21 protein-coding genes are annotated in these 20,036 nt (G+C 72.0%); 12 read left to right on the top strand and 9 right to left on the bottom strand.

Features of this window, described 5'->3' with window-relative positions; genetic code table 11:
- The first annotated feature begins 69 nt into the window (after positions 1 to 69).
- From BUE48_RS00380 to BUE48_RS00410, 7 genes are all read left to right on the top strand, one after another.
- Positions 70 to 678, top strand: coding sequence for a neocarzinostatin apoprotein domain-containing protein (locus BUE48_RS00380; RefSeq protein WP_245536944.1), 609 nt, complete (start codon positions 70 to 72; stop codon positions 676 to 678).
- Positions 679 to 728: 50 nt separating this feature from the next.
- A complete protein-coding gene (locus tag BUE48_RS00385) occupies positions 729 to 1,736 on the top strand; it encodes a heme/hemin ABC transporter substrate-binding protein (protein WP_012850467.1) in 1,008 nt (335 codons plus the stop codon).
- Positions 1,737 to 1,945: 209 nt separating this feature from the next.
- Positions 1,946 to 3,094, top strand: coding sequence for a FecCD family ABC transporter permease (locus BUE48_RS00390; protein ID WP_245536945.1), 1,149 nt, complete (start codon positions 1,946 to 1,948; stop codon positions 3,092 to 3,094).
- Entirely contained in the window at positions 3,091 to 3,909 is an 819-nt protein-coding gene (locus BUE48_RS00395; protein WP_012850469.1) for a heme ABC transporter ATP-binding protein, read from the top strand. The genes BUE48_RS00390 and BUE48_RS00395 overlap by 4 nt, the downstream gene beginning before the upstream one ends.
- Before the next feature lie 41 nt (positions 3,910 to 3,950).
- A complete protein-coding gene (locus BUE48_RS00400) occupies positions 3,951 to 4,268 on the top strand; it encodes a DUF2470 domain-containing protein (RefSeq protein ID WP_012850470.1) in 318 nt (105 codons plus the stop codon).
- A gap of 390 nt (positions 4,269 to 4,658) precedes the next feature.
- Positions 4,659 to 5,330, top strand: a complete 672-nt coding sequence (locus BUE48_RS00405) for a biliverdin-producing heme oxygenase (protein ID WP_012850471.1) — start codon at positions 4,659 to 4,661, stop codon at positions 5,328 to 5,330.
- A 136-nt stretch (positions 5,331 to 5,466) separates the two neighbouring features.
- Entirely contained in the window at positions 5,467 to 6,681 is a 1,215-nt protein-coding gene (locus tag BUE48_RS00410; RefSeq protein WP_286988263.1) for a glycosyltransferase, read from the top strand.
- 28 nt (positions 6,682 to 6,709) lie between these two features.
- On the opposite strand, the gene BUE48_RS00415 is transcribed toward BUE48_RS00410, so the two are convergent.
- Together BUE48_RS00415 and BUE48_RS00420 are read right to left on the bottom strand one after the other, a co-directional pair.
- Complete coding sequence (locus BUE48_RS00415) at positions 6,710 to 7,021, bottom strand: winged helix-turn-helix domain-containing protein (RefSeq protein ID WP_012850473.1); 312 nt, start codon at positions 7,019 to 7,021, stop codon at positions 6,710 to 6,712.
- Positions 7,018 to 7,431 carry a hypothetical protein gene (locus BUE48_RS00420; protein WP_041440437.1) on the bottom strand — a complete coding sequence of 138 codons (414 nt, stop codon included), beginning with the start codon at positions 7,429 to 7,431 and terminating at the stop codon, positions 7,018 to 7,020. Before BUE48_RS00420 ends, BUE48_RS00415 begins: the two co-directional genes overlap by 4 nt.
- 336 nt (positions 7,432 to 7,767) lie before the next feature.
- On the opposite strand from BUE48_RS00420, the gene BUE48_RS00425 reads away from it, so the two are divergent.
- Complete coding sequence (locus BUE48_RS00425) at positions 7,768 to 8,250, top strand: cation:proton antiporter regulatory subunit (protein WP_012850475.1); 483 nt, start codon at positions 7,768 to 7,770, stop codon at positions 8,248 to 8,250.
- A gap of 3 nt (positions 8,251 to 8,253) precedes the next feature.
- Entirely contained in the window at positions 8,254 to 9,564 is a 1,311-nt protein-coding gene (locus BUE48_RS00430; RefSeq protein ID WP_286988266.1) for a cation:proton antiporter, read from the top strand.
- A 242-nt stretch (positions 9,565 to 9,806) separates the two neighbouring features.
- Here the strand turns inward: BUE48_RS00430 and BUE48_RS00435 are convergent, their stop codons facing one another.
- The 4 genes from BUE48_RS00435 to BUE48_RS00450 all read right to left on the bottom strand — a co-directional run bounded on the left by BUE48_RS00435 (position 9,807) and on the right by BUE48_RS00450 (position 12,610).
- Positions 9,807 to 10,079, bottom strand: a complete 273-nt coding sequence (locus tag BUE48_RS00435; RefSeq protein WP_286988268.1) for a cation:proton antiporter regulatory subunit — start codon at positions 10,077 to 10,079, stop codon at positions 9,807 to 9,809.
- Positions 10,080 to 10,093: 14 nt separating this feature from the next.
- Positions 10,094 to 11,611: a potassium/proton antiporter gene (locus BUE48_RS00440; protein ID WP_012850478.1), complete on the bottom strand. Its 1,518-nt coding sequence runs from the start codon at positions 11,609 to 11,611 to the stop codon at positions 10,094 to 10,096.
- 397 nt (positions 11,612 to 12,008) lie between these two features.
- Entirely contained in the window at positions 12,009 to 12,419 is a 411-nt protein-coding gene (locus BUE48_RS00445; RefSeq protein WP_012850479.1) for a PIN domain nuclease, read from the bottom strand.
- Entirely contained in the window at positions 12,353 to 12,610 is a 258-nt protein-coding gene (locus tag BUE48_RS00450; protein WP_148232875.1) for a hypothetical protein, read from the bottom strand. The genes BUE48_RS00445 and BUE48_RS00450 overlap by 67 nt, the downstream gene beginning before the upstream one ends.
- Before the next feature lie 150 nt (positions 12,611 to 12,760).
- Between BUE48_RS00450 and BUE48_RS00455 the strand changes: the two genes are divergently transcribed.
- Positions 12,761 to 13,372, top strand: a complete 612-nt coding sequence (locus BUE48_RS00455; protein WP_012850481.1) for a TenA family protein — start codon at positions 12,761 to 12,763, stop codon at positions 13,370 to 13,372.
- Between the two features lie 7 nt (positions 13,373 to 13,379).
- Here the strand turns inward: BUE48_RS00455 and BUE48_RS00460 are convergent, their stop codons facing one another.
- From BUE48_RS00460 to BUE48_RS00470, 3 genes are all read right to left on the bottom strand, one after another.
- On the bottom strand, positions 13,380 to 15,674 hold the full coding sequence (locus BUE48_RS00460; protein ID WP_012850482.1) for a heavy metal translocating P-type ATPase: 2,295 nt from the start codon (positions 15,672 to 15,674) through the stop codon (positions 13,380 to 13,382).
- An 82-nt stretch (positions 15,675 to 15,756) separates the two neighbouring features.
- Complete coding sequence (locus BUE48_RS00465) at positions 15,757 to 15,963, bottom strand: heavy-metal-associated domain-containing protein (RefSeq protein WP_012850483.1); 207 nt, start codon at positions 15,961 to 15,963, stop codon at positions 15,757 to 15,759.
- A 650-nt stretch (positions 15,964 to 16,613) separates the two neighbouring features.
- A complete protein-coding gene (locus tag BUE48_RS00470; RefSeq protein WP_169312970.1) occupies positions 16,614 to 17,033 on the bottom strand; it encodes an SSI family serine proteinase inhibitor in 420 nt (139 codons plus the stop codon).
- Positions 17,034 to 17,352: 319 nt separating this feature from the next.
- Between BUE48_RS00470 and BUE48_RS00475 the strand changes: the two genes are divergently transcribed.
- Both BUE48_RS00475 and BUE48_RS00480 read left to right on the top strand, forming a co-directional pair.
- Positions 17,353 to 17,688: a rhodanese-like domain-containing protein gene (locus BUE48_RS00475; protein WP_041439129.1), complete on the top strand. Its 336-nt coding sequence runs from the start codon at positions 17,353 to 17,355 to the stop codon at positions 17,686 to 17,688.
- A gap of 278 nt (positions 17,689 to 17,966) precedes the next feature.
- Positions 17,967 to 19,832, top strand: a complete 1,866-nt coding sequence (locus tag BUE48_RS00480) for a PAS domain S-box protein (protein ID WP_012850486.1) — start codon at positions 17,967 to 17,969, stop codon at positions 19,830 to 19,832.
- Positions 19,833 to 20,036 lie beyond the last annotated feature (204 nt).

Genomic DNA, 20,036 nt, shown 5'->3' on the forward strand with positions numbered 1-20,036 from the left:
GCGACATCAAACGCTACGACGGCTGGATGGACAATGAAAACGTTCGCGACCTCCATCACAGTAGGCGTCTTGGGCCTGAGTGTATGGACAGCGCCACTCGCCAACGCCGACGGCTCCTCGGTCACCGGGCCCCAGGGGCAGACCCTCACGGTCTCCAAGGCCGCCGGCCTGTCCCCCGACGGCGAGAAGATCACCGTGACCGGCCGGGGGTATGACCCGAACAAGGGCATCTACGTGGCCTTCTGCAAGGACAACGGCCCCGACAAGGCCCCCTCGCCGTGCGGCGGCGGCGCCGACACCTCCGGCAGCACCGGCGGCTCGGTGTGGGTGTCGTCCAACCCGCCGCCCTACGGCAAGAGCCTGGTCGTCCCGTACGGGCCGGGCGGCTCGTTCGAGGTCACCATCAACGTATCGCCCAAGATCTCCGACGAGGTGGACTGCACCAAGACCAAGTGCGTGGTGGCCACCCGCGCCGACCACACCCGCAGCGGCGACCGCACCCAGGACGTGCGCATCCCCATCGCCTTCGACGAGGGCGGCCTGCCGGTGCCGCTGATCGCGGGCGGCGCGGCGGCCGTCGCCGTCATCGCGGTCGCGGGCGGGGCGCTGCTGATCCGTCGTCGCTCTCGCGCCGCGGCGGCCGCTCCGGCGGACGGCGGCGCCGGGGGCGACCGGTGAGCCGTGGGCCGCTGCGCGGGAGCGGCGGCCGAAGGAGAGCGCGCGCCGTCGTGGCACTCGCCCTGCTGGCCGGGCTGGGGCTGAGCGGATGCGCGGCGGGCACCGCGCCCGCCGCCGGCGGCGGCCAGGACCCGGCGGCCGGGTGCGGGCCGTCGTCGATGAAGGTCTCCTACGAGCCGGACCCGATCGAGCCTGCGCCCACTCCCAAGCTGCCGGTCACGGTGAAGTCCGCCGACGGCCGCAAGGTCACCGTGCGCAGCGCCGACCGCATCCTGGCGGTCAACATGTACGGCTCGATCGCCGAGATCGTCTTCAGCCTGGGCCTGGGGGACCGGCTGGTCGGCCGGGACGCCTCCACCACCTTCGCCGCCGCCCGCGACCTGCCGCTGGTGACCGTCAACGGGCACGACCTGTCGGCCGAGGCCATCTTGCGGCTGAACCCCACCGTGGTGCTCACCGACGCCGGGATCGGGCCGGCCGAGGTCCTGGACCAGCTGCGCGCCTCGGGCATCCCGGTCGTCCTGATCGGCGACGAGCAGACCCTGCCGGCCGTCGGCGAGCACATCACCGAGGTCGCCGCCGCGCTGGGCGTCCCGGAGGCCGGCCAGAAGCTCAAAAAGCGGGTCGATGAGGAGATCGAGTCGGCCAGAAAGCAGGCCCCGTCCGGCGGTGAGCCGCTGCGGGTGGCGTTCTTGTACCTGCGCGGCACCGCCGGGGTCTACCTGATCGGCGGGCGGGGCGCCGGCTCGGACGCGCTGATCGAGGCGATCGGCGCCGTCGACGCCGGGTCGGCCGCCGGGCTGACCGAGTTCCGGCCGCTGACCAGCGAAGGCATGATCAACGCCGCACCCGATGTGATCTTGGTGCTGACCGCCGGGCTGAAGTCGGTCGGCGGCGTGGACGGCCTGGTCAAGCTGCCCGGCATCGCGCAGACCCCGGCCGGCCGCAACCGCCGGATCGTGGACGCCGACGACGGCACGCTGCTGACCTTCGGCACCCGCACCGGCAAGACCATCAAGGCCCTGGCCGACGCCGTCTACCGGCCCTGTGAGTCGTGATGTCGCGTCCATCGACGATGCCCGGGCCCGCGGAGGGCGCGGACGCCACCGGAGAGCCGGCCGCCAAGCCGTCCGTCCGGGCGGTGGACGGCGCGGGGCCGGCGGGTGCCTTGCAGAACTCGGGGCCGAGAACGCCCGAACGGGCCATGAGCGGGGTTTCAGGCGGCCCGGTCGCGGACGCGTCCGGCCGGGCCGTGGGGGGTGAGGTCGTGAACGGCGTGGAGCCGGGACGTCTTTCGAAGGGAACGGTCGCGCCCGCGGCCGGGCCGGCGACGGAAAAGGGCGGGCGGGCGCAGCAGGCGCAGGTCGCCGCGGCCAAGGGGGGCGTGCTGCGCGGCGGGCTGCTGATCGCCGTGCTGGCGGTCGCGCTCGGCGCGATGATCGTCGTGGCGGCGAGCCTGGGGCAGGTCAACATTCCGCCGGCAGAGGTGCTGGGGTCCATCGCGCACCGGCTCGGGCTGGACATCGGGCCGCTGCCGTCCGGGCCGCAGGCCGAGAACGCGCTGTGGGTGGTGCGCTTTCCGCGCGTTGCGCTGGCCGCGGTCACCGGGGCGGCACTGGCCTGCTCGGGCGCGGTGATGCAGGGGGTGTTCGGCAACCCGCTGGCCGAGCCCGGCGTCATCGGGGTCTCCTGGGGCGCGGCGGTGGGCGCGGCCACGGTGATCGTGTTCGGCCTGAACGCGTTGGGCAACTGGACGGTCGTGCTGGCCGCCTTCGCGGCCGGGATGCTCACCACGCTGCTGGTCTATGCGATGTCCCGGCAGGGGGGACGGACCGAGGTGGTCACCTTGCTGCTCACCGGCATCGCGGTGAACGCCATCGCCACCGCGGCGCTGGGCCTGCTGATGTTCATCTCCAGCAGCGACGCGCTGCGCTCCATCACCTCCTGGCAGCTGGGCAGCCTGGCCTCGGCGACCTGGCCGGCGGTGGCGACCGTGGCGCCGTGCGCGCTGGCCGGGATCGCCGTCTCCTGCGCCTGCGCCCGCAGCCTGGATGTGCTGGCGCTCGGCGAGCGGGTGGCCCGGCAGCTGGGCGTGGACGTGGAGCGGCTGCGCTTCACCGGCATCGTGATCATCGCGTTGACCACCTCGGCGGCGGTGGCCTTCAGCGGGATCATCGCCTTCGTCGGGCTGGTGGTGCCGCACCTGATCCGGATGGCGATCGGCCCGGGGCACCGCACGCTGATCCCGGCCAGCGCGCTGGGCGGGGCGGTGCTGGTGGTCACCGCCGACCTGGTCGCCCGCACCTCCATCCCCTACCAGGAGCTGCCGCTGGGGGTGCTGACCTCGCTGGTGGGCGGCCCGTTCTTCTTCTGGCTGCTCCGCCGCACCCGCAGCAAGTCGGGAGGCTGGGGATGATCGCGCTGCGCCGTCGGCCGCGGCTGCCCGAGCCCGCCGCACCGGGCACGGTGGCGCTGTCCGCTCGCGGCCTGGCCGTCCGCAGGGAGGGCCGCACCGTGCTGTCGGGGATCGACCTGGAGGTCCGCCACGGCGAGATGCTGCTGCTGGTGGGCCCCAACGGGGCGGGCAAGTCCACCCTGCTGGGAGCATTGTGCGGGGACATCCGGCCCGCCGAGGGCCGGGTGACGATCGCGGGCCGTCCGCTGGAGTCGTGGACGGCGCGCGAGCTGGCCATGCGCCGGGCCATGCTGCCCCAGCACCATGCGGTGGCGTTCTCCTTCACGGTGGCCGACATCGTCCGGATGGGCCGCTCGCCGTGGGTCGGCACCCCGCTGGAGGAGGAGGACGAAGAGGCCGTGCAGCAGGCCATGCGCGAGGCCGACATCGACGCCTTCGCCGACCGGCCCTTCACCGCGCTGTCGGGCGGCGAGCAGGCGAGGGCGGCGCTGGCGCGGGTGCTCGCCCAGCGCACCGCGACGCTGCTGCTGGACGAGCCGACCGCCGCCTTGGACATCAGGCACCAGGAGCTGGTGTTCACGGTGCTGACCGCCCAGGCCGCCGCCGGCCGGGCGGTCGTGGCGGTGGTGCACGACCTGGACCTGGCCGCCACCTACGCCGACCGGGTCGCGGTGCTGTCGGGCGGCGCCGTGGTGGCCTGCGGGCCGCCGGCACAGGTCCTCACCGCGCCGCTGCTCAGCGAGGTCTACCGGCACCGCATCGAGGTGCTGCCGCATCCCCGCACGGCCCGTCCGGTCATCCTCCCCGAGCGATGACGAGCGGGCCGCCGGATGAAACCCCAGGAAGGAATGAGGACGTGGAGCAGGAACCGTTCACCCCGGACGTGGTCGAGGCGATCGCCCGGCACATGAACGACGACCACGCCGAGGACTCGGTGCTGATCGTGCGGGCGCTGGGCGGGCAGCCCGAGGCCACCGCCGCGGTGCTGACCGGTCTGGACGCCGACGGCGTGGACTTCTCGGTGGAGGTGGAGGGGCGGACCGTCCCGGTGCGCATCCCCTGGAGCAGGCGGCTGACCGAACGCTCCCAGGTGCGGGTCGAGGTGGTGCGGATGTACGACGAGGCGCGCAAGGCGCTGGGGCTGCCCCCGCGGGAGCAGAACCGTTCGCACTGAGACCTTTTCGGTGCGCCGTCTCCGCAGGTCGCGTGCGGGCCCCGGCAGGGCCCGCTCCCGGCGTCGGAGACCGCGCGCTTGAGGGGGCACAGCGTCCGTCGCCGGCGAGCCGGGACGGGGGCGCCCGCCAGGGTCCTCGTCCCGGCCGGCTGGAGATCTTCCGGAGGAGGGGGCCGGGTCTTCCCGCCGGGAACGGCCCCTCTACCGTTGCCGGGGGCGCCGTAACCCGGTCGCGGTCGTCGTTTCTTCAGCGTCCGGCCGGTCCGCATCGCCGGATCGGCGGGCGATTCGGACAGAAAGTTCCGATAAAAATGATCAGACCTCTTCCGTAGATCCTTAGGCAAGGCTAACCTAAACTCGCTTGATCTGCGGTTTCTAAGGGAGGGGCCAGTGGGCGAAGCGCGCCCGGAGAGCACTTTGGAACGTTTCTCGATCCGGTTGCGGGCGGCCACCCGCACCGATCACAGTGACAACGAGCACTCGGCCTACATGAGCGCTCTGCTGGACGGCCGGCTGGCCCGCGAGCAGTACGCCGCCCTGGTCGGGCAGCTCTACTTCGTCTACGACCTGCTGGAGCAGGCCGCCGACCGGATGCGACGGGACGCGGTGGCCGCCTCGTTCGACCTTCCCGGGCTGCGCCGCCGTGAGGCCCTGAAAGCCGACCTGGAGTTCTACTACGGGCCGGACTGGGCCGAACGCGTGCAGGCCAACGACGCCACCCGCCGCTACTGCGACCGGCTGCGCGAGGTGTGCTTCGACTGGCCCGGCGGGTTCGTGGCCCACCACTACACCCGCTACCTGGGCGACCTGTCCGGCGGGCAGGCCATCGCCACTCTCGTGACGCGGACCTACGGCCTCAGCGACGACGACGGCGTGCGCTTCTACCGTTTCGCGGAAAAGCCCAAGCACCTCAAGGACCGCTACCGGCAGCTCCTGGACGAGGCGCCCTGGGACGAGCCCGAGCGGGCGCGGATCATCGAGGAGGTCAAGGTCGCCTACCGGCTGAACGCCGAGCTGACCGCCCGCCTCGCCCACGACCTGCGCATCGACCCCGCCGCCTGAGGAGGGGCGGGCCCACCGGCGGGTTTCAACGAAGACGGGGCATGGAAAACAGCACCTCATCGGGCCGAGATTTCACGCTGGGTGCCTGACCGATCGCCTCACGTGCGGGCGCCCACGGTTGCCGAGTGAGGCCGTCATGCATGTGCTCCGTCTGTGTCCGGTGTTCGAGCCCCCGGCCACCGCCCTGCTGGGGCGCGGCGCGCGCTTCGCTCCGATCGGCGGCATGCACAGCCACACCGCGCAGCTCACCCGGGCCCTGGACGAACTGGGCGTCCGGCAGACCGTGGTCACCACCCGTCCCCCGACCGCGCCGGCGGTCGCCAGGCTGGGACGGCACTGCCGGGTGGTGCGGCTGGGGGCGTCGGGACCGCTGTCCCGCCACTGCTACGGCCCGGCGGCCTGGCGGCGGGCCCCGACCCTGGTACGGGGCGTGGACCTGGTCCACGCGCACCTGGGCGAGGACCCGGTCGTCATGCCGCTGGCCCTGCGCACCGCGGCGTGCGCCGGGGCGCCGCTGGTGGTGACCGTTCACCACAGCCTGCAGCACACGCTGCGGGTGAGCGGGCCCCGGTCGCTGCTGCTGAAAACCGTCGGCGGAGCGCTGGAGCGGCGCCTGCTGGAACACGCGGACGCGGTGATCACGCTGACCGAGCGGCTGCGCGACCTGCTGCCCGGCGACGCCGTTCACGTCATCCCCTCCGGGCTCGGTCCCGAGTTCACCGCGCGATCGCCGGCGCGGACATGGCGGATGCCGGACGGCGATGCGGTGCGTCCCAGGCTCGGCTATGTGGGCAGGCTGCAGGCCCACAAGAGCGTCGACGTCCTGCTGCGGGCCTTCGCGCTGCTGGGCGGCGACGGCGGGCGCCTGCTCATCGTCGGGGACGGGCCGCAGCGGCCCCGGCTGCGGCGGCTGGCCGGCCGGCTGGGGATCGCCGAACGCGTCACCTTCCTGGGCGCCCTGTCCCACGACCAGATCCCGGCCGTCCTGCGCACGCTGGATGCGGTGGTGCTGCCGTCCCGCTGTGAAGAGTTCGGCTCGATCCTGCCGGAGGCCATGCACTGCGGCGTCCCCGTGGTGGCCACCCAGGTCGGCGGCATCCCCGAGCTGATCGAGCACGGCCGCAGCGGGCTGCTGGTGCCGCCCGGCTCCCCGGCCCGCCTGGCGGACGCGCTGCGCCGGCTGCTGGGCGATCCCGGGCTGGCCGCCGCCATGGCCGGCCGCGCCCGCCGCCGGGTCCGCGGCCACACCTGGGACCGCCTGGCCCGGCGCGTGCTGAAGGTCTACCAGTCGGTCCTCACGACTCCGGCGCCACAGCCCTTGCCCGCGTCCAAAGTCGTTCCGATCAAATGACGGCACGCCTCCCGAAAAGGACCGGCCGCTATGCCGGTGGGCTCAAGGCGCTGTCGACGATCTCGCGCAAGGCGGCGCAGTGGGAGGCGAAGGCGGAGCGTCCGGCGGGGGTGAGGGAGAGCCAGGTGCGGGGGCGCTTGCCCACATATCCCTTGGTGACCTTGACGTAGCCGGCCTTCTCCAGGGTGGAGACCTGCTTGGACAGCGCCGAGTCGGTGATCTCGACGGTGTCGCGGACGAAGGCGAACTCGGCCCGGTCCGCGGCGGCCAGCGTCGCCATGACCGCAAAGCGCACGGGCGCGTGGATGACCTCGTCGAGCCGGTGCCGGGGGTGGTTCATCGCCGTCCCTCCAGACGGGCGCCGAGGAAGGCGGGCAGGGAGACCACCACCGCACCGGGCAGCCACCACAGGAGCTCGCCCTCGAACCAGAGGACGCCGGGCATCAGCACGGCGGCGTAGAGAACCGCCCAGCTGGCGATGATCATCGCGTGCCGGCGGGCGAACCCGTGCCGGCTCACCGGCTGGCGGACGGCGTAGGCCGACAGTGCGGCGACGACCGCGCCCCACACCGCGACCGACGCGGCGACCCCGCGCGGGCCCAGCCCGAGCAGAAGGGTCGCCACGAAGGCCCCGGCGCCGTAGATCTGCAGGTAGCGGACGTACCAGCGGGAGCGGCGGCGCACCCGGCGCTGCAGTGTCTCGGCCCGGGTGAGCGCGGCGCCGGCGGCCTCGGCGTCGATGTTCGGCATGACCATCCCCTTGCTCTTCGGCGACTATGTGATTCTAAGAAAGTACTTTCCAAAGTGGCAAGTACTTTCCGTGCAATGTCACGCCCGGCGCCGCCACTGCATTCGCTGAATTGTTTGACCAGGTCATTACTCTCAAGCAGCAGCCCAATGGCCGGGCGGGTCCACCCGGCCACAGGCGGGGGACCGGTCGGGGTTCATGCGGGGGCCGCTGCACAGAGCCCTGGTGCGACGGCGGCCGGAAGCCGGTTTGGGCTGGTTGGCATGGCGGAACCGGGCTCTGGAATCATGGCCGACGCTCGGGCGAGACATGATCGGCCCGGCTCGGAAGGAGAGACAGTGGACGTAGAACGGACGGCGCTGCCCGGCATCGGACTGCAGCATGTGTTCACCACCCGCCGGGGGCGGCAGATCGGGGTGGTCTCACACCGCAATGGACAGCGGGACCTGGCCGTCTACGACAAAGAAGACCCCGACACCTGCGTGGTGATGGTGAAACTGACTCCAGAGGAGGCGAACGTGCTGGCGGAACTGCTGGGGACCGAGCGGGTGGTGGAGCGGCTGGCCGAGCTGCACCGGCAAGTGGAAGGGCTGGTCACAGAGCAGATACCGATAACAGCGGGCTCCCCCTACGACGGCCGCACCCTCGGCTCCACTCAGGCCCGCAGCCGGACCGGCGCCTCCATCGTGGCGGTGGTCCGGGACGCCCAGGTGATCGTCAGCCCACGCCCCGACTTCGTGTTCGCCGCCGGTGACAAGGTCGTCGTCGTCGGCACCGGAGAGGGTACGGCTGCGGTGGCCCGTATCTTCTCGGACGGGTGATCGATGCATTCGGTCGCCGTCCAACTCATAGAACTCGGTGCGATCATCCTGGCGCTGGGGCTGCTCGGCTCCATCGCCGTGCGTTTCTCCATCTCGGCCATCCCGCTGTACCTGATCGCGGGCCTGGCGTTCGGGTCCGGCGGGATCCTGCCGCTGACCGACAGCGAAGAGTTCGTCTCGCTGGGCGCCGAGGTCGGAGTCATCCTGCTGCTGTTCACCCTGGGGCTGGAGTACTCGGCCGACGAACTGGTCGGCACACTGCGCACCTCCGCCCCGGTGGGCCTGGCGGACCTGGTGCTCAACGCCGCCCCCGGCGTGATCGTGGCGCTGCTGATGGGCTGGGGCCCGGTGGCGGCGCTCGCGCTCGGCGGCGTCACCTACGTGACCTCCTCGGGCATCACCGCCAAGGTCATGGGAGACCTGGGCTGGCTCGGTAACCGCGAAACCCCCGCGGTGCTGTCGGTGCTGGTCTTCGAAGACCTGACGATGGCGGTCTACCTGCCCATCCTGACCACTGTGCTGGTCGGGGCCGGGCTGGCCGCCGGGGCCCAGAGCCTGGCCATCGCGGCGGTGACGGTGGCGGTGATCCTGTTCATCGCCCTGCGGTACGGGACGGCGGTGGAACGCTTCGTCGCCAGCCCCAACGACGAGGTGCTGCTGCTGAAGGTGCTGGGGCTGACCGTGCTGGTCGCCGGGCTGGCCCAGCAGCTGCAGGTGTCGGCCGCGGTCGGCGCCTTCCTGGTGGGCATCGCCCTGTCGGGGCCGCTGGCGCACACCGCCCGCGAGATCATCACCCCGCTCAAGGACCTGTTCGCGGCGGTGTTCTTCGTCTTCTTCGGCCTGCACACCGACCCGGCCACCCTGCCCCCCGTGCTGGGCATCGCGGCGCTGCTGGCCGTGCTGGGCATCGCCACCAAGCTCGGGACGGGCTGGCTGGCGGCCCGCCGCGCCGGGGTCGGCCTGAAGGGCCGGCTGCGCGCCGGCGTCTCGCTGGCTCCGCGCGGCGAGTTCAACATCGTCATCGCCGGCCTGGCCGTCTCCGGCGGGGTCGATCCGCGGCTGGGCGCGCTGGCCGCGGCCTACGTGCTGATCCTGGCCATCGCCAGCCCGCTGCTGGCCCGGTTGGCCGAGCCGCTGGCCCGCAAGATCGAAGGCCGCGGCAAGCCGCAGGCGCAGATCGACGAGGACCTCCCGCCGGAGATCCCCGTCCCGGCCCCCGCCCTCGACGATGCGGCCGGGAAGGCCGCCTCCGGCACCGAAAGCGGCGACGAGGAACCCCGGGACGACGTCAAGGAGGCCAAAGAGGTCACCTGAGGCCCCGCCGCCCCGGCGGAGAACCAGCCGTCCGACGTCGTCCAAGTGACCCTTCCGAGGTTGCCGGGCATCGGCCCGCACCCCCTTTCCGGGAGGCCGGGGGTGCGGGCCGATGCCGGTTGAGGTCCGGGCGGCCTCCGGCGAAGGGAGGCCGCATGCGTTCGCGCCCTGCGGAGGGCGGTTTCTTTGGGCGTTCCCGTTGTGGGGAGCATCGCTCACCGGGATGCTCCGGGCGGCGCGGGTCAGCGCCTTTGGGAGGTGAGCCGTTTCTCCAAGGCCGCCAGGCGGCGCTCCAGCTCGGTGATCCGGTCGACGATCGGAGGGTCCTGCAGGAGCTGGGCGAGCTGGTCGGCCTCGTCGCGGTCCAGCTCGATGGTGTGCCGCGGGGAGTCCGGGTCCTCCCCGTTGTAGATCATGAGCGTGCGGTGGCCCTCATGGTCGATGAGCACACCGAGCCGATGCCCACGGCGGGTCTCGTAGTGGTGCACCGTGCCGGTGCCGGGAATCGTGTGCATGGTCTCGGCTCCGATCAAGTGGGAGAGGTAGGGGCGGGGTCGGGATCGCCGTACTCGCCGTACCAGTGGGCGAGCCGGCCCTTGCGGCCGACGGCGCGCAACCGCCGTTCGGTGGCTTCACGAGTGGCGCTTGTGGTCACGATGAGCAGCTCATCTCCTTCCAGTAGCGGGGTGGTGTCGGTGGGCACGAGGGTGCCGCCGTCCCGGACGATCAAAGTGATCGCCGAGGGAGCGGGCAGCCGCAGCTCGGCGATCTCCACGCCGTGCAGCCGGGACCCCTTCGGGACGGTCACGGTCAGCAGCTCGGCGCCCAGCAGGTCCAGCGGGGCCGCCTCCACCTGCAGCTCGCGGGCCTGATCGGCGCGGGTCACCCCCAGGTGCCGGGCCATCGCCGGCAGGGTCGGCCCCTGGACCAGGGTGAACACCACGACCAGCACGAACACGATGTTCAGCAGCTCGCGGCTGCCCGGCACGTCCGCCACGATCGGGAAGATCGTCAGCACGATGGGGACCGCCCCGCGCAGCCCCGCCCAGGAGATGAACGCCTGCTCGCGCCAGGGCACCTTGAGCGGGATCAGGCAGACCGCCACCGAGATCGGGCGGGCCACAAGCAGCAGCACCGACCCGACCACCAGCGCCGGCAGCAGCGCTCCGGGCAGCTCGCTGGGATCGACCAGCAGGCCCAGCAAGATGAACAGGCCGATCTGGGCGAGCCAGGCGGCCCCCTCGGCGAAGGAGCGGATCGCCGCCCGGTGCGGCAGCACCGCGTTGCCCAGCACGATCCCGCACAGGTAGGCGGCCATGAAGCCGCTGGCGCCCGCGACACCGGCGGCGGCGAACGCCACGATGCCCACCCCCGCGGTGGCCAGCGGGTACAGGCCGGAGGCCGGCAGCGCCACCTGCCGCAGCGCGGTGGTGCCCGCCCAGCCGGCCAGCAGCCCGATGACCATTCCGGCGACGAGCTGGTAGGTCACCTGGGCGAGGACGCCGGGCGGGGACGGCAGCGCACCGGTGGTGCTGAAGACCGTCACCAGGATCACCGTGGGGGCGTCGTTGAAGCCGGACTCGGCCTCCACGATTCCCGACAGCCGCCGGGGCAGCGGCAGCGACCGCAGCACCGCGAACACCGCGGCCGCGTCCGTGGAGGAGACGACCGCGCCCAGCAGCAGCGCCAGCCGCCACTCCATGCCCAGCAGCAGGTGCGCTCCGGCGGCGGTGACCAGGACGCTCACCGCCACTCCCACGGTGGCCAGCACCCCCGAGGGGGTGAGCAGTCCGCGCAGATCCGACCAGCGGGTGGTCAGACCGCCCTCGACCAGGATCACCGCGAGCGCCAGCGTGCACAGCGTCTGCGCCAGCTGGACGTCGTCGAACTGGACGCCCAGCACGTCCTCCCCCAGCAGCACGCCCAGCGCCAGGAACAGCAGCAGGCTCGGCAGCCCGATGCGCGCGGCGGCGCGCGCCGCGGCCAAGCTGACCAGCAGCACCACCCCGCCGGCCAGCAACACTTGGTAGAGCTGCTGCAGAGTCACGCCCGTGCGGCTACCACTGGCACAGGGGGAACGAGGGCGGGGTCGCGCGCTTGTGATCGTGCTTTTTCAGGCGTGCCTCCCGGTGCTCCGTCCGCCGCGTTCGTCGGCTCGATCCCCAGTCTGACCAGGTGGGAGGCGATTCGGGATGGGGGCGGGCCCCCATTTGGCAGGGCGTTGATCATGTACTTGAACAGCATGCGGACACCCATGCCCTGACGACTGCCGATGCATGAGAGCCGCGCGCCCGCCCGAGGCGGAAAGATCTCGCCGAGCCGTCATCCGGGAGGGGCCTGTGCCCTGGGACGGCCGGTGACCGCCCCGGGGCACGGCATCTTCCCCGACTGCCGGGCACCATAGGCGACCTGCGGAAACGGTGCGCAAAGACGGTGCAAAGAGGTCAGTCCAGCACCCGCCGCACCGGCTGCCCGGTGACCGCCGCGATGCAGTCGAAGTCCTTATCGTCGTGCAGCACGGTCAGCCGGTACTCCTCGGCCGTGGCGGCCAGCAGCAGGTCGGCCAGGCCTGCGGAGCGGTGCGTCCCTTGTGCGAGCATTGCCTCCTGCACTTCCAGGGCACGCTGAAAAGCGCGTTCAGGAACGGGAACCCACCCGAAGACCTCGCGCAGTCGGGCGCTGACGCGTTCGTAGTCGCGACTGGATCGGGCGCTATAGAAGATCTCGATCTCCGTCACCGGGCAGACGGAGACCAGGCCCGCTCTGAGTTGGTCTTCCCAGTTCCGCGCTATGGCAGGGATTCCGTCGAGTCGGTGGAATGCGCTGGTGTCCGCGAGGAATGCCTCTGCCGCCATGGCTGCTCCAATGCCTCCAGGTCAAGTGCTCCCGAGGCGAAGAGTTCGGCCAACTCCCGCTGCGCGGGCTTGGCCAGCCGGACGCGCACCGCCGTCGCCTGCACTGCCAGGTTCACCGCCTTGTCGCGGTCATCGGTCTCAAGGAGCTCCATCAGCTCCGCGAGGGCCTCTTCGTCGATGTCGATGTTCATCCGTGTCATCTCCGCCCTCCCGGACCGGCCGATTGCCATGGCCGTTCCATGGTAGGCAGCGGTCCGGGCTGTGACGGCGACGTTACCGTGTGTCAGTGGACCTTGCGGGCGATTTTCGATTTGTCCCCTGCTTCGTGTGAGACTTCGGATATGAGCCTGGCCGCGCATCTGGAGGAGATCGGCCGTCCGCTGGTCGAGGAGCAGTTGAAGCATCCGACCGTCCAGGGGATCGCCAAAGGGGACCTGGACGAGCGGGTGTTCCGGTCGTGGCTGGAGCAGGACTACCTGTTCCTGCTGGACTACGTGCGGGTGTTCGCCAGGCTGGCCTGGCAGGCCCCGGACGGGCACCTGGGCGACCTGGTCGATCTGGCCCACGCGACGTTTCACGAGGAACTTTCGCTGCACCGCACGCTGGCCGCCGAGTTCGGAGCCGACCTGGAGGGGGCCCGCAAGGGACCGGCCTGCGCGGCGTACACGTCCTTCCTGCTGGAGTCGGCCGCCTCCTACGGCGAGGGCCTGGCCGCCCTGTACCCCTGCATGTGGGGGTATGCGACGCTGGGCGGCATCCTCGCCGCCGACCCTCCGGCAGAACCTCGCTACAAGCGCTGGGTGGACACCTACGCGGACCCGGGCTTTGCCGCACTGGGCCGCCGGATCGCCGAGATGATCGATGAGGCGGCCCCCGACCCCGAGCGGGCCGAACGGAAGTTCCTCGAGGGCATGCGGCACGAGCTGGCCTTCTGGGACGTGCCGCTGCCCTGAGGGACGGTCAGGGGGCCACGGGGGTCTTCCGCGCGGCCGGGGCCGGCGCGGCGGCGTGCCCCGCCGTGCCGGACAGCGGCCGGAAGCGGCGCAGCCGCAGGCTGTTGCCGACCACGAAGACCGACGAGAACGCCATGGCGGCACCGGCGATCATCGGGCTGAGCAGGCCGGCGGCGGCCAGCGGCAGGGCGGCCACGTTGTAGGCGAAGGCCCAGAACAGGTTGCCCTTGATGGTGGCCAGGGTGCGCCGCGACAGGCGGATGGCGTCGGCGGCGGCCCGCAGGTCGCCGCGCACCAGCGTCAGGTCGCCGGCCTCGATCGCCGCATCGGTGCCGGTGCCCATCGCCAGCCCCAGGTCGGCCTGGGCCAGGGCGGCGGCGTCGTTGACCCCGTCGCCGACCATCGCCACCGTGCGGCCCTGGGCCTGCAGGCGCTTGACGACCTCCACCTTGCCGGCGGGCAGCACCTCGGCGATGACCTCGTCGATGCCGACCGCCTCGGCGACCGCCCGGGCCGCCGGCTCGTTGTCGCCGGTCAGCAGGACCGGACGCAGCCCCAGCTCGCGCAGGCGGGCGACGGCCTCGGCCGAGGTGGGCTTGATCTGGTCGGCCACGGTCAGCACCGCGCGGGCGGCGCCGTCCCAGCCGACCGCGACGGCGGTGCGGCCCCGGGCCTGCGCCTCGGCCATGGCCTGCTCCAGCTCGGCGGGCAGGGCGAGGGACCACTCGGCCAGCAGGCGGGGCCGGCCCACCACCACGGCGTGGCCGTCCACCACGCCCTGTACGCCCAGGCCCGCGACGTTGCCGAACTCGGTGACCTTCGGCAGCGCTCCGGTGCGTTCGGCGGCCCCGGCGGCGATGGCCCGGGCGATGGGGTGCTCGGAGGCGCTCTCCAGCGCCCCGGCCAGGCGCAGCGCCTGCCCGGCGTCCACCCCGTCGGCGGGGATCACCTCGACCAGGGCCATCTTGCCGGTGGTGACGGTGCCGGTCTTGTCCAGCACGACGGTGTCGATCGCGCGGGTGGACTCCAGCACCTCCGGGCCCTTGATCAGGATGCCGAGCTGGGCGCCCCGGCCCGTCCCGACCATCAGCGCGGTGGGGGTGGCCAGGCCCAGCGCGCACGGGCAGGCGATGATCAGCACGGCCACCGCGGCGGTGAACGCGGCGGTGGCACCGGCTCCGGCGGCCAGCCAGTAGATCAGGGTGGCCAGCGCCAGGGCGATCACGACGGGCACGAAGACGCCGGAGATCCGGTCGGCCAGCCGCTGCACCCGGGCCTTGCCGCTTTGGGCCTGCTGCACCAGGCGGGCGATCTGGGCGAGCCGGGTGTCGGCGCCCACGCGGGTGGCCCGCACCACCAGCCGCCCGCCGACGTTGACGGTGGCGCCGGTGACCGCGTCGCCGGGACCGACCTCCACCGGGACGGACTCGCCGGTCAGCATGGAGACGTCCACCGCCGAGGAGCCTTCGATCACCTCCCCGTCGGTGGCGATCTTCTCGCCGGGACGCACCAGGAACGCATCGCCCACCTTGAGCCGCTCGACGGGGATGCGTTCGGTTCGCTCGCCGCGCAGCACGGTCACGTCCTTGGCGCCCAGTTCCAGCAGGGCGCGCAGGGCGGCGCCGGCCCGGCGCTTGGCGCGGGCCTCGAAGTAGCGGCCGGCCAGGATGAACATGGTCACCCCGGCGGCGGTCTCCAGGTAGATGGCCATCGCGCCGTCGCCGCGGGTGAGGGCGAGCGTGAAGTCGTGCCGCAGGCCGGGCATGCCCGCCTCGCCGAAGAACAGCGCCCACAGCGACCAGCCGAACGCCGCCAGGGTGCCCATCGAGATCAGGGTGTCCATGGTGGCCGTGCCGTGCCGCAGGTTGATCAGGGCGGCGCGGTGGAAGGGCCAGCCGGCGTAGACCACCACGGGCGCGGCCAGTGTGAGCGACAGCCACTGCCAGTACCGGAACTGCAGCGCCGGGATCATCGCCATCGCGATCACCGGGACCGACAGCGCGATCGCGGTGATCAGCCGCTGCCGCAGGGGGCGCAGCTCGTCGGGCTCGGCGGGGCGTTCGGGTTCGGCCGGGGGTTCGGGGAGCGCGGCGGTGTAGCCGGCCTTTTCGACGACGGCGATCAGCTCCTCGACGGTGATGTCGCCGGGCGCGCTGATCGTGGCCTTCTCGGTCGCGTAGTTGACCGTCGCGCTGACCCCGGGGAGTTTGTTCAGCTTGCGTTCGATCCGGTTGGCGCACGACGCGCAGGTCATGCCGCCGATCTCCAGTTCGATGCGCTCGCTCGCCGCACCGGTGGTCATCGCAGTCTCCTTGGGGCCCGCGGGTCCTCCGCCGTCGGTGGATCGTGGGGGCGGGCTGTTTTCTCGGGGGCGGGACGGCCCGTCAGTCCTTCAGCTGGTATCCGGCCTCTGCGACGGCCTCTCGGATGCGGGCGGCCTCCAGCGGGCCGTCGGAGGTGACCGTCATGCGGCCGCTGTCCAGGTCGACTTCGACGCCGGTGACGCCGGGGACCTGGCCGACCTCTTCCTTGACCGATGCCACGCAGTGGCCGCAGGTCATTCCGGTGACCGTATAGGTGCTGGTGATCATCCTCGTCCTCCTCGGTTACCCCTGGGGGGTATCTTGTCATCGATGCTGCCACTCCCTCCGGCGGGGCTGCAACCCCTACCCCCTACCCGTTTATGAGACATGCGTCATAGGAGGTGGGTGAGGGTGCGCTCCCCGCCTTGCGGCCCGCGCTCGGGCGGCTGCTGCGCGCCGTCTGCGTCAAGGGAGCGGATGGACTTCGCAGCCTTTTTGGCAGGGCTGTTGCGAAGAAGTTATCCACAGCCTGTGGAGCGCCATGATCCGTATGAGGGCAGAGTTATGCCCCTGTTTGTACAGGTATGCAGCGTGTAGGCACCGGGAATCCGGGCTCACTCCACGTTATCCACAGCTTCGTCCACAGCTGTCCACAGGCATGTGGACACAGCCTTGCGTACCGGCTACCCCTTCTGGGTCAAGGCAAGCTCAAACTTCTTTGACCTGCTCGATGCGCCGCCCCATGCCCGGAGGGTTCGAGGGGGACGCTGCCGGGACGAGACACAGCGGAGAGCGGCTTTCCCGCCGGATCAGGGCATGGATGGGGACATTCGCGGCCACACCGCGCAGGCCGAAAGTCTCGTCCGGGAGCCGGCGGGCCCGGGACCGGCTCCGGAGCCGCCCGCACCGCGCATCGGCGACCGGCGGCTCCGGAGCGGTCAGCCGGCGAACAGCGCCGCCACCTCTTCCCAGCGCTGAATCTCGCAGCCGTTGAGACGGTTGAACCGGGCGTTCACCGAGGCGCCCCGCCAGGTGCCGGTGACGGTGGCCACCTGGTCACCGCCGTGGATCTGCGTGCACAGGGCGTCCTTGGGGACGGGCTTGAACGGATCTGTGGCCTTCTCCAGGGCCTGGCAGGCGGCGTCGGCCTTCGGGTGGGTGCCGCCGGCGGGATCGCAGGTCAGGGTCCAGGTGGTGGCGGAACCCTGAGGCGTGGAGCGTACTTCGATGGTCAGCCGGGTCTGGGCGGCCGAGGACGGCGACACCTTGGCAGAGCCTCCGCCGTCGTCCGCAGCGCCGCATCCGGCCAGTGTGGCGGCGGCCAGAGCGCTCAGGCAGGCCGCTGTGGCGAGGGGCATACGGTACCGCATGCGCATTGGACGCACCGAGGCCCGATCGGGTTCCGCCGAATTCTGTGAAAAGCATCGCCCGCTTCGGCCCGCCGCCGCCGGACGGGTAGCGTGTGCGGGACGCCGCCGGTGACGGCGGGCATATGGCTGAAGAGAACCATGCCGCCGGTGCCGGGTTCCGGTGCGCGGCGGAAGGGTATGGCCGCGCACGGCGGCATCGGCGCAGCGGCCGACATTCTCAGGGCGGGGCCCGTCTTCGCCGGCCCGTGGAAATCGGCCCGGTGAGGGGCCGCTCCCGGCAAGGAAGCGGAGGAGTCGCGGCAACGTGATGTTTTTCGGGGAAGACGTTCCGGCCGTCGCTGTCACGGACGTACCGCAGGACGCCTACCTTCTCGACGTCCGCGAGCAGGACGAGTGGGAGGCCGGCCACATCCCGACCGCGGTGCACATCCCGATGGGAGAGCTGAGCGACCGGGCCGCGGAGATCCCGCGCGACCGGGACGTGTATGTCATCTGCCGGTCCGGGGTGCGTTCGGCCCAGGTGACCGTGGCCCTCAACAACGCCGGCTGGCGGGCCCGCAATATCGACGGCGGGATGAAGGAATGGGCCGGCGCGGGGCTTGCGATGGTCGCCGAGTCCGGCGCCGCGCCCCGCGTCATCTGACCGCACCCGCCGGAGCGTTCCGATTCCGCGGCCGTCACGCGGGTGTGGTGTGCGTTACGGCGGTCGTCCTCCAACGTGCGCATCATTTCCTTCACCAGGGCTCCGACTCGCTCGCCGGCGGCTCGTCCGGCTCGCAGAAGCCCAGGTCACCGGGGTGGTCGCGGCCGAACCGGAGAGGACCCGGCAAAGCCGCGGTGGCCTTTTCACAAACACCGGGCAGATCGGGTGGAACGCTTTCCAACCGACTTCACCGGCGCGGTGCGGGAAGCGATGGCACGATGACAGACGTGGGGCAGGCTCCAGGCGGTCAGGATGCGATCGTCCGTGCGGTCATCGAATGCGCGGCCGACGCGATCGTCGCCATTGACCCCCGCTTCCGGGTGACGCTGTGGAACCCGGCGGCCGAGCGGCTGTTCGGCTGGAGCGCCGCCGAAGTGCTCGGCCAATTGCCCCCGATCATCCCCGATGAGCTGCGGGCCGAGCAGAACGCGGTGCTGGAGCGCGTCCGCGAGGGCGGGCAGCTCTCCGTGGCGACCCGGCGGCTGCGCCGCGACGGGCAGCTGATCGACGTGCGCATCGACACCAGCCCCCTGCACGACGCCGACGGCAGGCTGCTGGGCTGGATGGGCGTCTACCACCCGGTGGCCGAGACGGACGCCGCCCAGCACCAGCTGGCCGAGCGGGCCCGCCTGGTGCGCCGGCTCAACGACGTGGTGGCCGACCTCAACGCCGAACGGGACCTGCCGGCGGTGCTGGACCGGATCACCACCGCGCTGGTGGAGCTGACCGGGGCCGACGCCGGCGGTTTCGTCCAGATCAAGGGCCGGAGCCTGGAGCTGGTCAGCGTGCAGGGCCTGCCGGAGCGGCTGCGCGGCACCGTCACCGAACTGGACTCCAGCCTGGTCGATGAGCTGCTGCGCTCGGGCAAGCCGGTGCTGCTGGCCGGCGCCCGGCGGGTGGACGAGGCGATCCGCGCCCACCTGCCGGGGCTGCACACGGTCGCCCTCGGCCTGTCGTACCTGCAGAACCGGCCGTACGGGGCGCTGTATGCGCTCTTTTCCGGGCGCAAGGCCGGGGACACCGAGCTGGAACTGCTGGAACTGCTGGCCGGGCACGCCGGGGTCGCCGTCGGCAACGCCGTGGCCTACGCCGATGCGGTCCGGCAGCAGGCGCACGAGCGGGCGGTGATCGACTCCAGCGCGGACGGCATCGTGGTGCTGGACGCCGCCGGCATCGTCCGGCAGTGGAACCCGGCCGCCGCCCGGCTCACCGGCCTGCCCGCCGAGCAGGTGATCGGCCGGCCGCCGCCGCTGCAGATCCCCGAGCCCGGCTGCACGCTCACCGTGCGGCTGGAGTCGGGGACGTGGGTGAACATGCTGTGCTCGCAGGTCGAGGAGACCGGGGAGCTGGTGGTCGACCTGCGGGACGTCACCGAGGCCAAGGCCCTGGAGGAGGCCAAGGACCTGTTCCTGGCCACCGCCGGCCATGAGCTGCGCACCCCGATCACCGTGGTGCAGGGCTTCGCCAGCACCCTGGTCAGCCGCTGGGACAAGCTGGGCGACGCCGAGCGGCGGGCCGCGGTGGAGACCATCGCCGAGCGGGCGCGGGCGCTGGCCCGGCTGGTGGAGCACCTGCTGCTGGGGTCGCGGGCGGGCACCGGCGAGCTGAAGGTGACCATCGAGCACTTCGATCTGGGCCGGTTGCTGGAGGCGTCGGTGGCCGGTTTCCGGTCGCTGTCGGACCTGCACCGGGTGGAGCTGGAGGTGGCCCCCGACCTGCCGAAGGTGGCGGGGGACTGGATGGCCACCGACATCATCCTCGGCCAGCTGCTGGAGAACGCCTTCAAGTACTCCCCGGACGGGGGCACGGTGACGGTGCGCGCCTGGGCCGAGGGGGACGAGCTGGTGGTCACCGTGGCGGACCGCGGGGTCGGCATCGCCCCCGGCGACCATGAGCGGATCTTCGAACGCTTCTTTCAGGGGGACTCCGGCGACCGCCGCCGCTTCGGCGGCATCGGCCTGGGGCTCTACATCGTCAAACGCCTCGCGCAGGCCCAGCGCGGCGATGTGGCCGCTCACTCCCGGCCGGGCGGCGGCACCGTCATGCGGCTGACCCTGCCCGCCGCTCACGCCTCCGGCGACTGATCCGATATTTCCGATCGGGGCGGTTTGGGGTGTGAGGCGACGAGCCGAGTGTTGTGTCCAGGATGTGACAGACGAAACGTCTCCGACAGGAGTAACCCCCGCTGTGAGTGGATAGGTCCACATGAGGGATCATTGGTACCTGTGTCTGCTTCTGGGGGGTGATCGGCCGTGATCGGAGGATCACTCGCCCATTGTGGGGAAATG

Source organism: Thermomonospora sp. CIF 1 (genome assembly GCF_001896795.1).
GTDB classification, from domain to species: domain Bacteria; phylum Actinomycetota; class Actinomycetes; order Streptosporangiales; family Streptosporangiaceae; genus Thermomonospora; species Thermomonospora curvata.